Source organism: Nostoc sp. 'Peltigera membranacea cyanobiont' 210A (assembly GCF_002246015.1).
Lineage (GTDB): Bacteria > Cyanobacteriota > Cyanobacteriia > Cyanobacteriales > Nostocaceae > Nostoc.
Genome location: NZ_NOLJ01000006.1, coordinates 128232 through 140724, shown reverse-complemented (window position 1 = coordinate 140724; position 12493 = coordinate 128232). Strand labels below are relative to the sequence as shown.

General features: G+C 44.0%; 8 protein-coding genes and 2 pseudogenes. 1 reads left to right on the top strand and 9 read right to left on the bottom strand.

Annotated features, from left to right (window positions below; all coding sequences use genetic code 11):
* Window positions 1–53: 53 nt before the first annotated feature.
* From lpxA to purC, 5 genes are all read right to left on the bottom strand, one after another.
* Window positions 54–872 carry an acyl-ACP--UDP-N-acetylglucosamine O-acyltransferase gene (lpxA, locus tag CDG76_RS19710; RefSeq protein WP_094350636.1) on the bottom strand — a complete coding sequence of 273 codons (819 nt, stop codon included), beginning with the start codon at window positions 870–872 and terminating at the stop codon, window positions 54–56.
* A 311-nt stretch (window positions 873–1183) separates the two neighbouring features.
* On the bottom strand, window positions 1184–1714 hold the full coding sequence (fabZ, locus tag CDG76_RS19705; RefSeq protein WP_094351058.1) for a 3-hydroxyacyl-ACP dehydratase FabZ: 531 nt from the start codon (window positions 1712–1714) through the stop codon (window positions 1184–1186).
* A 104-nt stretch (window positions 1715–1818) separates the two neighbouring features.
* Window positions 1819–2685: a UDP-3-O-acyl-N-acetylglucosamine deacetylase gene (gene lpxC / locus CDG76_RS19700; protein ID WP_094350635.1), complete on the bottom strand. Its 867-nt coding sequence runs from the start codon at window positions 2683–2685 to the stop codon at window positions 1819–1821.
* Window positions 2686–2889: 204 nt separating this feature from the next.
* The gene (locus CDG76_RS19695; RefSeq protein WP_094350634.1) at window positions 2890–5433 is read right to left on the bottom strand and encodes a BamA/TamA family outer membrane protein; all 2544 of its coding nucleotides are present in this window, start codon (window positions 5431–5433) and stop codon (window positions 2890–2892) included.
* Between the two features lie 173 nt (window positions 5434–5606).
* Window positions 5607–6344: a phosphoribosylaminoimidazolesuccinocarboxamide synthase gene (gene purC / locus CDG76_RS19690; protein ID WP_094350633.1), complete on the bottom strand. Its 738-nt coding sequence runs from the start codon at window positions 6342–6344 to the stop codon at window positions 5607–5609.
* 639 nt (window positions 6345–6983) lie between these two features.
* Between purC and CDG76_RS19685 the strand changes: the two genes are divergently transcribed.
* Window positions 6984–7259: a DUF7219 family protein gene (locus CDG76_RS19685; RefSeq protein ID WP_094350632.1), complete on the top strand. Its 276-nt coding sequence runs from the start codon at window positions 6984–6986 to the stop codon at window positions 7257–7259.
* Window positions 7260–7384: 125 nt separating this feature from the next.
* Here CDG76_RS19685 and CDG76_RS19680 read toward each other — a convergent pair whose 3' ends face one another.
* The 4 genes and pseudogenes from CDG76_RS19680 to CDG76_RS19670 form a co-directional block, all read right to left on the bottom strand.
* Window positions 7385–9982: a GAF domain-containing protein gene (locus CDG76_RS19680; RefSeq protein WP_442946382.1), complete on the bottom strand. Its 2598-nt coding sequence runs from the start codon at window positions 9980–9982 to the stop codon at window positions 7385–7387.
* Window positions 9962–10750: pseudogene (locus tag CDG76_RS38495) on the bottom strand (glycosyltransferase family 4 protein); the annotation flags it as partial. The pseudogene CDG76_RS38495 and the gene CDG76_RS19680, both read right to left, overlap by 21 nt.
* Window positions 10751–10983: 233 nt before the next feature.
* Window positions 10984–12138 (bottom strand): NAD-dependent epimerase/dehydratase family protein, encoded by a 1155-nt coding sequence (locus CDG76_RS19675; protein ID WP_094350630.1) that lies wholly within the window; start codon window positions 12136–12138, stop codon window positions 10984–10986.
* Between the two features lie 172 nt (window positions 12139–12310).
* Window positions 12311–12493, bottom strand: a pseudogene (locus CDG76_RS19670) (hypothetical protein); the annotation flags it as partial.

Here is a 12493-nt window from a genome sequence, read left to right as displayed (position 1 = left end):
GGGTGGGGTGCTTTGATTATGGGTAATTCGACGGACATGATATATCTTACATTTCACGATTCATCACTTGCGCCTTTTTTCCCTTTACTGGGAATCAAGCCACGTCTTCCAGGCATCTGAGAAAGTAGCAGGAAGCGTCGCAGATGCTGCAATTCTTCGCTATCCCCTAACAATTCCAACTGTTCCAAAGCATCCTTAAAAGACAAATTAGAACGGTAGAGAATGCGGAAGGCTTTTTTCAGCATAAGCAAATCTGCTGAGTCCATACCAGACCGTTTGAGTCCGACAAGATTGAGGGTTCGCACCCGCGCTGGATTTCCCTCCACTAGCATATATGGGGCCACATCCCGGTCAATACGTGCCATACCTCCCACCATTGCTTGTCTACCAATATGCACAAATTGATGGACACCTAAAACTCCACTGAGCCTAGCACGTGACTCTATATGGACATGACCAGCCAACGCCACAGAGTTAGCAATCACTACCTGGTCTTCAATCACGCAGTTATGAGCCACATGGACATAAGCCATCAAAAGATTACCGTCACCAATTACCGTCGCTTCACCTGCACCGGTAGCGCGGTTAATGGTAACGTACTCACGAATTAAGTTGTTATCACCAATTTTGACCCAGGTTGGTTCTCCTACAAACTTCAGATCCTGGGGTTCCATGCCGATGGCTGCACCTGTAAAAATCTGATTTTGCGCCCCAATTTCACAAGGCCCCTCTAGCACTGCATGAGCACCGATTATTGTTTCAGGGCCCACTTTGACATGCGCTCCAATCACAGCATAGGCACCGACTTGCACTGTATGGTGGAGTTCCGATTTCGGATGAATTACAGCAGTTGGATGAATTAGCGTTTTCAAGGGTGAATCTCCAGAACTGTCTTAATAATCCAGCGCCAGGCGGGGTTTTTGAGGCAGCGCGTTACTCTGGTTAAGAGAGTTGTACCGACTACCGCCCCATTGAGGCGACTGGCGTTGTTGAGTGTGAAATATTTCAGTGAACGAAAGTGTCGGGCAAAGCAAGTTAAGTGTGTTTGTGAGTGCGTCTCGTAGAGAGGGCGGCGAAAATCAAGAAATTATTCAGATGCTGTTGTGGATTTTTTAACTGTTATCCTTTTTCAGGATTCAGTAGGGGCATTTCACGGCTATACCCATACCACGAAAGCAAACTTTTAGCTAACCAAAGAGAACATTAATTCCCCTTCACAAGCAAGTTGACCATCAACTTCGGCACGACCTTGCATCTTACCGAAACGACGTTGTTTTACCCATAACAGTTCCACCGTCATTACTAGTTGATCCCCCGGCACGACCTGGCGACGAAAGCGAACTTTATCGATACCAGCGAAGACGAACAGCCCGCCTTCTACCGAAGACATTTGAGTTAGGACAATGCCTCCAACTTGTGCCATTGATTCAACAATTAGCACCCCTGGCATCAGTGGACGTTCAGGAAAATGTCCTTGAAAATGGGGTTCGTTGATAGTGACATTTTTAACCCCAACAGCTTTTTTACCTGGCACGTAGTCAATTATTTTGTCTACAAGTAAAAATGGGTAGCGATGGGGTAGCAATTTCTGAATTTCTTCAGATGTGAAAGTTGTTTTAATCTCAGAACTGATTGTAATCTCATTTATACCCTGTGGTTCAGTAGATGTAAGTGTAGTCGTATTGATGGTATTCACTTCAATGAGGATTGACATTGGCCGTGTAGTTGATTTTTTATCTAAAAGTTGAGTAGGCAGGCGTATATCCAAAGCCTTAATAATCCTAGATGTAAACTTTAGATCAAATCTAAAATCTAAAATCATTCGACTGAGGTAAGCCTAAGTCCAAAATCTAAAATTTTCTGAGCCAGTTGAATGTGTAAATTATGACTGGCTTTATACGCTAAAAAATGAGCACGAGGAAAAGTTCCTAGTAAACTCAAATCTCCTACTAAATCCAAGATTTTATGACGGACTGGCTCATTTGCAAATCTCAATGGTGGATTTAGCCAGCCTTCTGGCCCACAAACGAGTGCATTATCCAAACTGCCACCTTTAATTAACCCTGTTTTTTGTAAGTGTTCAATTTGATGCAGTAACCCAAAAGTACGCGCAGGAGCAATTTCCTTAGCAAAGCTAGCAGAAGCGTTTTCTAGTTCAGCGGTTAGCAACCAACTATGCCATTGATTACCAATAGCAGGCAGGTCAAAATCAATACCGTAACTAAAGCGGGTTTCTGGTGCTGGGAGGGCACATACAAAGGCATCCCCTTGATAGACCCATATTGGTTCTGTAATAGCCAAGGGAACTTGGTTGTTAACGGTTTGTGAGACTAAGCCAACTTGGGCAATATTGTCTGTCCACACACTTGCTGAACCATCTAAAAGTGGAACTTCTGGGCCATCAATTTCAATTCGGGCATTATCCACGCCCATACTCGAAAGTGCTGCCAACAAATGCTCTACCGTGCGAACATATACCTTACCCTTACCCAACTGAGTTGAGAGAACAGTGTGATTAACTGCTGCAACTTGGGCTGGAACGATCGGCAAATCCGGTAAATCCACCCGCACAAAGTAGCGTCCACTTCCCGCCTCGGCTGGTAGTATCCGCACCTGGGTATTCACACCGCTATGCAGTCCCACCCCTATTTGGGTGATTTGGGCAGCTAGAGTGTGCTGTCGCATAGCCGAAAAGTTAATATATTTCCTTTAGTATTGTTCATCGTCTGTTTTGGTAAAATCCCTGATATTCCCTGAAAAATGTCATTAATCCCTTTATCGGAACAGTATTGAGGTAAATGTAACAATTAGCAAGCTAATCCAGAAAAGTTAATTGTCATTTGTCCTTTCTGATTCACTAATGACCAATGACCAATGACTAATGACAAATTAAAATCTTTCCCCAATACCGAAATTAATCCGACTGTCACCATCATCGTTGATACCGTAGTCAATCCGAATCGGCCCCAGTGGAGATTGGACGCGAACGCCAAGACCATAGCCAAAGCCACTGCCATTTTTGTTCAACACTTCAGCAGCCCTAGTACTAGTTCCCAGGTCACTACCGAGATCAAAAAATAGTGCGCCGCTGACTACTGAAAAAACTGGAAACCGATACTCAACTGATGCTTGCACATAAGAGCGTCCACTACCTAATGCTCCTTCTTCATAACCCCGAACGGAGTTGCTACCCCCAAGGGTAAAAGCTTCGTAGGGAGGCAAGTCACCGAAGATGGTTCCTGCTTGCAGGTTAAATGCTAAGGTTTGTGCCCCTTTGCTGAGGCTAATCAGCTTAATGGGTAAATATTGGCTGTAGCTACCCCGCAATCTGGTCAGGAAGATGTTGCCTAGCCCCACTGGGACTGACTGATCGACTCCAAAGCGGAGATAAGAACCACTAGTGGGTTGCAGGGGGTTATTACGGAGATCGCGCTGTGCCCCCACTTGCAACAGTAGTAAATCGTCTTGACCGCTGCTAGAGAGGGTCAGTGGAATTTCATCACTCAGGCGGTTTCCAGTATCATCATCAAATACCGCTCCTGTTTTTCTCAGATTACCATCAGCATCACGGGCGGAAACTCGTTGATACTGTAAGCCCGCTGAGGCAGTCCAGACAGAAGTTTTATAAGGGTTGGCAGATAAGGGACGGGTAAAGGTGACACCACCACCTACACGGAGAATCCGGGGGCGATCCTGAGAATCTACATCGTTGGGATTACCCGGATCAAACGTCCTAATATCTTCATCTTTACCATCGAAAATCAACGAAATAGAATTGCGACGGAAAATATTGGTTGTGTAGGAAGTCCGGTAAGGATCTCCTGCGATCCAGGGGTCAGTATACCGCACGTCAAACAGCAGTTCCCGTTCTCCTACCTGTATTTCTGTCCCCAGTTTTTGGTTCCTACCGTTCAGGTTTTGCTGTTGATAGCTAACTGTTCCAAAAAGTCCGCTAGCAGAGCTAATCCCTGCCCCAGCGGCAATAGAACCGCTGCTGCGTTCAGCCACATTCACTACTACATCCACCTTGCTGGGGTCGGTACCAGGGTCAAGGGACACATTCACATCTTCAAACAGTCCCAGTCCATACACGCGCTGTAGGTCTTTTTGCACTGTGTTGCGATTGAATACTTGTCCTGGCTTCAACTCGACTTCTCGCGTAATGATGTACTCCTGTGTCCGTCCGCGAATTGGTTGTCCCTTTTCGTCTGTCTCTTGACCATCTTTATTGCGGAACCGGACTCTAATATTCTCTACTACCCCTTCTGCTACTTGTAAGGTAACAACTCCGTTTTCAGAGACTTGTGGCGCTCCAATCACGTTGGCTAGTACGTAACCTTGGTCTTGATACCGCTTGTTTAACTGCTTGATGCCTTCTTGCAAGTCACGCAGATTGAGAATTTTGCCATACTGCTCACGAAATACTTCATCCACAGTGTTAGCTGGTAGTACAGAAGCGACACCAGTGCCCGGATTGGCTTGTACTTCTACTTTACTGAGAACGGGGTTAGGCTGTACAACAAAGCTCACCCGCACTCCCAAGGGGGTATCTTCTGGCGCTGCTTGGACGTTGGAGAAGAAGCCAGTACCAAAGATGGCGTTAATATCTTCTTGCAGTTGGCTGCGGGTGGTTGTTTGTCCTGGTTGGGTACGAATTACTCTGTAAACTTGGCTTTCCAGTTCTGGTGATAGTTGGCCAGCCTGGGATCTAACTACTACTTCCGATACCAGTACGCGGGGATCATTGGCTTCTGGGGCTGTGTTGGGTTGAGTATTGCCCGGAGTTGTCGGTGGGGTAACATTCTGTGGAGTGGGAGTAGCGCCTGGGAATGGAGTATTGCCCGGAGTTGTCGGTGGATTAACATTCTGGGGACTGGGAGTAGTGCCTGGGAATGGCGCAGGTGTTCTTTCTTGACTAGCTGGGGGGGGAATTTCTGGAGCGGTTGATGGTTCTGGTGTTGTGGGTAATAAAGGTTCCGTTGTCGGTGGATTGACATTTTCTGGGACTGGAGTGGTCTCAGGAGTTGGGGAAGGCGTTGGTTGTTGAATTTCTGGCGCTGGAATGTCTGGAGCCGGAGACGGCTGTTGAGTAGGGCCGGGATTGATTTCAGGGGTTTGTGCAGTTGTTGGCGTTGTGGAGGTTGGCACAATGACCTCTGGATTCGCGCTCGCTGCTGGGTTGGCAGGGTAAATTGCGACGACGCGGGATTGGGGACGCTCCGCCTCTATAGTTGCTGTAGATTTAGGTCGAGATTCTAGACTTTTACTAGAGTTAACCTGACCAGTGTCCTTTTCTGGCTGCTGATTTGTTTCTAGTGTCAAAACTTCTGTTGTCTGTTTTGAACTGTTGGCAGTTTCTGCATTTGCACTCAATGAGCCACCCAAAGGGGCTGCAATTGCTACTGCTGCCAGCAATACGGGAGATAAACGCATTTTACTTATATTCCTCTTCACGACCACACACACCATCACAAGGCAATAATGCCCTTATCCCAAAGGTAAAACTCAAAACATAATTTTTTTCTTTTGCTTTTTTACTTTACAAGGCAAAAGGCAAAAGGCAAAAGTTAAATATAATTCCTTCTCACCTTTTGGTTTTTACTTGGTTAACTTGTAGTTTCTACTGCTTTTAGCACTCTTTGTAAGACCTCCTGGTAGGCATCCTCTACATTTCCTAAGTCTCGGCGAAAGCGATCTTTGTCCATTACCCGGCGGTTTGAGTCCTTTTCTGCGGTATCCCACAAACGGCAGGTGTCGGGGCTAATTTCATCTGCCAAGAGCAACTGCTGTTGTGAGTCCAAACCAAACTCTAGTTTGAAGTCTACTAGGGTAATGCCACACCGCTGCCAAAAGTTATTGAGAAATTCATTGATTTGCAATGCTAGATGTGTAATTGCGTCTACTTGTTCCGCAGTCGCTAGTTCTAGTAGGTACAGGCGATCGCGTGTCAACAAAGGATCTCCTAATTGATCGTTTTTATAATAGAACTCAACCAAAGGCTGTTTCAGAATTGTACCCACTGGTAAACCTGTTTGCTGACACAAACTGCCAGCAGCAATATTTCTGATCACCACTTCTAAGGGTAAAATCTTTACTGCCCTCACCCGCATTTGATTCGGGGCAGGACTATCGATAAAGTGAGTCTTTATACCATAAGCCTCCAACTGTTTAAAAAGCTGGCTGGAAATGCTACAATTAATTTTTCCTTTCCCTTCGATGTTGCCACGCTTTTGGGCGTTAAACGCCGTGGCATCGTCCTTAAAATCAGCCAACAAGACTTCTGGATCGTCCGTTGTATAAAGAATTTTTGCTTTGCCTTCGTATAACTTGGAATTAACAGACATGGTGGCAGGTAGTGTTTTAGGCGATGGACAAAAATTGTCCTTTGAGGCTTCACCATTTTATCTTTAGTTATTAATTATTAGCCATTGGTGATTATTTAAGAGGAAGCAGGGGCAGGTTAAAATAATTAATAACCAAATACCTAGCCCAATTTTCTCTGCGCGATCGCTGCTTAATAGCTAATTGCCAAATATTTAGAACTAAATCTCTAACTTTTAACAGAGGACAGTTAGCTTTCGTATCTAGTATCCTCACCTAAGTAGTTTTACTATCAGGATTTTAATTAGTTTTAAGAGAATAAGTTACCAAGGCATACTGATATGTCATAATATATTTGTACATAAAGGTTTCGATTGAAGCTAATTACAATTTGAATTTCATAAATTAAGATGAGATAAATTGACAACCGTGAGGAAAATCAAATATTCTCTCTAGTAACTTTAGCAATTTTTTTTTGTAACATTTAACACAGAAAATATTTCCAGCTTCAACCTCTAGTCTCAAAATCTGAATTAACCAATTCCCGATCAACAATTGGAAAAGGAGTCGGATGATCTGATTTACCCCAATCTGACATAAGTAAAAATTAGGTTAGCTAGTAATTCAGCTTCAGAAACCCAAACACAAGGTGAATTGAATAAATGGACAAAAAAATAGTGAACAAGGATGATTTTCTCTTCCCTCGCGGTCGCTATTACGGTCAAGTTAAGCCAGAAAACTTGGTTTTTAATGCAAATCTCCAGGAATTTGCTCAACGGGTAAGTTACATTTGCAACTTAGAAACAGGCGGAAAAGTGCCTCCAGGTGCAGCTTACGAACAAATAAAGGATCTGTGGAAACAGTTGAAACGCTCAAAAAAAGAGCTAGGAATTGGCGAAGAGCCGTTTCAGGATGACCAGGGAGAGACTAAAGATTGAACGGGAGATGGGGGAGATGGGGGAGACAAGGAGAATAAGCAATGACCAATGACCAATACTTCTCTACGAGAGGCTCCGCCAACGACTACGCTCAGTACAAGTGACAAATGACCAATGACAAATGACTACTTAGTAAGCATTGTCCAGACACCATCCCAGGACTCTGGAGGCGGCGTTTGTTGGTAATTACGCGCACGCTCTAGGTGGATATCAACAGCTTGGTCTTGGGGTTGGATAGATTTGGCGGACTCGAAACAAGCGATCGCTTGTGAGAAGTTGCGCGATAAATAAGCAGCGCGTCCAGTATGATAATGAAATAAAAACTCTTGAGTGTTGGCATCTAACTCAGTAGTGTCATCGCCAATTAACTCGTAGATATTAACTGCCTGGTGTTTCCCTTTGACTCGGATTTTATCTAACTGGCGCACCCAAATGCGATCGCTGCACAATTGGTAAGTAAATTCACTCAAAAGAATATCACAACCGTAATCTTTAGTTACCGCTTCCAAGCGCGAACTTAAATTTACACCATCTCCAATGACGGTGTAATCCATCCGTTTGCGGGAACCAATATTACCCGAAACCACATCCCCAGAACTAATCCCAATGCCAATACGAATTTGCGGCTGCGCCTGGATAATTCGCCGTTGGTTAAATTCCTCTAAGCGGCGTCTCATATCTAACGCTGACTGTACAGCCCTCCAAGCATGATTTTCTGTCAATGGTAGCGGCGCACCAAATACCGCCATTAAGGCATCACCAATAAATTTATCGAGAGTGCCTTCGTGGTTAAAAACCGCCTCTACCATCGTTTCAAAATACTGATTGAGCAGCAATACCACCTCAGCTGCACCAAGATTTTCCGTAAGTGTTGTATAGCCCCGGATATCAGAAAACAAGATAGTTACTTCCTTCCGTTCGCCTACCATTAAAGCATCTTCCCCTAGTGCCATAACTTGTTCAGCGACATGGGGCGTCAGGTAGCGGGACATGGTAGTTTTCATCCGTTTTTCCTGAGTAATGTCTTCTAAGACCACCAAACCACCGCGTACACCGCCTTCTGGGTTGGTCAGGGGATTAACAGTAAGATTGATACTGCGCTCTAATGTTTGTACTTCATCAGAAGTGAGAAACTCAGATTGGGGAGTCAGAGGTTGATTCCAGGGAATAAAAACATCGGGGTTCGTGCGATCGCGCAGTGCTAAAATTGGGTGCTGATTCCTAAGTCCTGTTAGCGGATAGCTAGGGTTTAGCTCGTCCTGATTTTCACTTAGCGCTTGATAAAGTCCCAGCATCAAACTTTGCTCTGGTACATAATGTTTAGCTCCAGTTTTGAGACTATCTTCTAGTCGCATTTGGAGATTTTCAATTGGCACAACTTCCCAAACTAGGCGACCAATCAAATTTTGTTCCCACAAAATCTTGTTGTTTTTACTATTAGCGTCTCCTATCGGACAACCCAGCAACTCTAGGGCTGCATCATTAATCGTGACAATCTGTCCTGCCATATCTGTAGATATCACAGCATCTGACAGACTTTGTAAAATATCTTTTTGATACTGTTTTTCTAACAGCACATTTTCAAACAGCCGAGCATTTTCTAAGGCAATTCCTGCCTGATTATTAAAAGCCCGCATAAACTCTTCATCAGAAGCAGTAAAACTGTTTTGTTGCTTATTAATTAATTGTGTAACACCAATCAATTCATTTGCAGAATTAAATACTGGTAAACATAGGATATTGCGAGTTATATAACCAGTTTTTTTATCTATAGTTGGGTCAAAGCGGGGGTCTTTATAAGCATCAGAAATATTTAAGGCTTCACCAGTGGAAGCTACATAGCCAGCAATGCCACGGTTAGCGGGAATGCGAATTTCTATCAAGTTTGTGCCATCTGCTGCCACTGCAACTTTCGTCGAGAGTTCGTTTAGCTCTTTACGATATAAAAACAGTGTGCTGCGGTCTGCTTGCATTAAAATTCGAGCTTGTTCCATGACTATCTGCAAAGTTGCTTCTAAATCTAAACTTTGCCCCAGTGTCTGAGTTGCCCGCAACAAAGCCGTTGCGCCTCTTTGATTACGAGCCGCTACATAAAAAGATTGGCAGCTTTCCAGGATAATCCCAATTGAAGCCGCAAAGTCTCGAAAACGTTCTTCATCATCATGATTAAACGGAACATTCCCGGTTTTATTAGCTAGTTGCACTACCGCTACAGTCTGGTTTTTGCTACTGATAACGGGCATACATAAAATATTACGGATTTTATAGCCCATTTGTTTTTCAAGTTCTGGGCTAAATAGGGGATGAGTATAAGTTTCAGATATATTCAGGTATTGACCTGTACTAGCAACATGGCCAGGGATACCCACTGTAATGGGAGTACGAATTTCTAAGAATTTTTGGGTATTATCTTGAGGAACTTTTGACCACAGTTGACCTTTGTCATAATCAACTAAAAAAATGGCTGTATGTTCTGCTTGGAGAATTTGACCAATTTTGAGGGTGATAGCTTCTAATACTTTCTCCAACATAGTTTCTAGAGCTTCATTATTGATCAGTTCAATAGCTCTCAGAAATTGCTGGAACTCAGCAGTTATAAAGTCGAGTAAGCAAACAAATTCATTAACAGATAAGTCTTTGACGCGTAAGCCTAGTGTTTCTGTACGGGAAGGAAAGATGAAAGCATCAGCACTCGCAAAGGCAGAACCTAACTCTTGCCCCATAAGATAGCCAACAAAATAAGTGTTTGTGCCAGCAAAGTGTTTTTGCAATGCTTGACGGTGCGGCCCATCTCCAACCAATGCCAACCGCGCTTGGGGAATTGCTTCTAAGATTGGTTTAATGCGCTCAATTTCTTTTTCAGCGGAAAGCCGGCCCACGTAAAGTAGCAATGGGCTTTCTGGATGATTTTGTGATAGACGCGATCGCATCTCTACACTAGCTAAATCGGGGTGAAATAATTCTGTATCCACCCCACGCTGCCATAAATCTACACGTTCAATACCATGTGCTGTCAATTCCTCTACCATTGCTGTGGAGGTACACAGATTCAACGCTGCTTGATTATGAGCGCCTTTGAGCAGTTCCCAAAGAAAACCCTCCAGCATCCCCAAGCCGTAATGCTGGAGATATTGGGGTAAATGGGTATGATAAGAGGCCACCAAGGGGATTTTGAGGATTTTACTATAAAATATCCCAGACAAACCCAAAACGGCTGGATTCACGACATGAATAATATCAGGCTTAAACTCTTCTAAGATGTAACCAATGGCTGGGCGAGGTAATGCCATTTTCAATTCTGGATACAATGGCAGAGGAAAGCCAGTAACGCCGTAAACTTTAGCGCCTTTGTGTTCTGTAATGCCTCCATCGGGGGCAATCACCAACACTTGATTACCACTGCGCTGGAGATGATCGACAGTATGGCGCAGGCGCGTTACAATGCCGTCAACCTTGGGTAAAAAGGTTTCGGTAAATAGGGCAATTCTCATAAAAAACTATTCAGTCCAGGCAGATAATCTCAGCTTTGCTTGCATTTCGGTATCAAACACAGAGTAAACTCTCTCGCGTGGTGTAATCAACTCTCCACAGTCAAAATAACTGTAGTAAACGGCAAATTTAGTAGTAGCTGGACAATACGCCTGATAAATAATAACTGGTTAGTCGTCATATTGTGCTAAAATATGACGACTAATTTTAGACCCACGATTTACTGGGGTTTACGCTAATTTCTGTGCCAAGAGACTTTAGGCAGAATTTGTTTGTGATCAACTCGTTCCTGATACTTGATGGCAAAGTTTAACAGAGAATCGAGGAGAGAATCAGAGAGCAGGTGAGGCTGCAAACCTAAATCAAGCAATTTTGTATTTTTAGCGTTGAAGTAATGTTCTTCTTTTTCAACTCTGGGATTATCTAAATGATTGATTTCTACGTTCAATCCGATAGCGTTACCAGCTTTTTTCACCATCAATGCCAAATCGCCGACGCTAAATTGTTCGGTAAATTGATTAAATACGCGGAATTCACCAGCCTCGGCAGGGTTAGCGATCGCTAATTCCACACATCTGACTGTATCCCGAATATCCAAAAATCCGCGAGTTTGTCCACCTTTACCGTAGACAGTTAACGGATGTCCAATTGCTGCTTGAATACAAAAGCGGTTTAGTGCAGTACCAAACACACCATCGTAATCCAGCCGATTAATCAATAGTTCGTCTATCCCCGTTTCTTCGGTTAAAACGCCATAAACTACACCTTGATTTAAATCCGTTGCCCGCAAGCCCCAAATCCGGCAAGCAAAGTGGATGTTATGACTATCGTGGACTTTGCTTAAATGGTACATCGAACCGGGTTGCTTGGGATAAGGTAGGGTATCCTTGCGTCCATTGTGTTCAATGGTGATATACCCTTCTTCGATATCAATGTTGGGCGTACCGTATTCGCCCATCGTTCCCAGCTTCACCAAATGACAGTCGGGGAAGTCTTCCCGCATGGCGTACAGTAAGTTCAACGTCCCAACTACATTATTGACCTGGGTGAGAACTGCGTGTTCTCGGTCAATCATGGAAAATGGGGCCGAACGCTGTTCGCCAAAATGCACCAGAGCATTTGGCTGAAATTGCTGTAATGTTTTATGGAGAAACTCGTAATTCGTAATATCGCCGATGAACAAGTCGATCGATTTACCTGTCAAATCTTGCCAGCGCTGGAGACGTTGTTGAATTAGTGCGATCGGAGTGAGAGTTTCGACACCAAGTTCATTATCCCAGTGCCGCCGCACCAAACTATCTAGAATTCCAACTTCATAACCTCGATTGGAAAGGTAAAGAGCAGTTGCCCAACCGCAATATCCATCACCACCAATAACCAGGACTTTCATCTTCACCAGTTTTTACTCGCTGATAGCTAAATCTATCAGGTTTCTGTACCCTCTTAATCATTATTCTGGGGGAGATGTGGATTTTGGGGATTGGGGATTGGGGACTGGGGATTGGGAGTGAGGAGTTAATAGTTCTTCTTCTTCCTCGGTTCCATGCCCCATGCCCCATAACTCAAGACTTTGAAATCCGATACTGCTGGGCAATGTAATAAAACAAACGATAGTAATTTTGAAATTCTTGGCTCTTACTCCGTCCCTGTAAATGGTATTTCACTTGACTCTGAGTTAGCGTCAGTGTCATCGAACTTACTCCTCGTTCGACTTCTACAAGCAGTACCCCAGCGACTCCTTGAGC

Coding starts and splice junctions, on each gene's coding strand:
- fabZ (WP_094351058.1), bottom strand. CDS start 1,714: ATGTCAATCCTCATTGAAGTGAATACCATCAATACGACTACACTTACA.
- lpxC (WP_094350635.1), bottom strand. CDS start 2,685: ATGCGACAGCACACTCTAGCTGCCCAAATCACCCAAATAGGGGTGGGA.
- CDG76_RS19695 (WP_094350634.1), bottom strand. CDS start 5,433: ATGCGTTTATCTCCCGTATTGCTGGCAGCAGTAGCAATTGCAGCCCCT.
- purC (WP_094350633.1), bottom strand. CDS start 6,344: ATGTCTGTTAATTCCAAGTTATACGAAGGCAAAGCAAAAATTCTTTAT.
- CDG76_RS19685 (WP_094350632.1), top strand. CDS start 6,984: ATGGACAAAAAAATAGTGAACAAGGATGATTTTCTCTTCCCTCGCGGT.
- CDG76_RS19680 (WP_442946382.1), bottom strand. CDS start 9,982: ATGGGGCAAGAGTTAGGTTCTGCCTTTGCGAGTGCTGATGCTTTCATC.
- CDG76_RS19675 (WP_094350630.1), bottom strand. CDS start 12,138: ATGAAAGTCCTGGTTATTGGTGGTGATGGATATTGCGGTTGGGCAACT.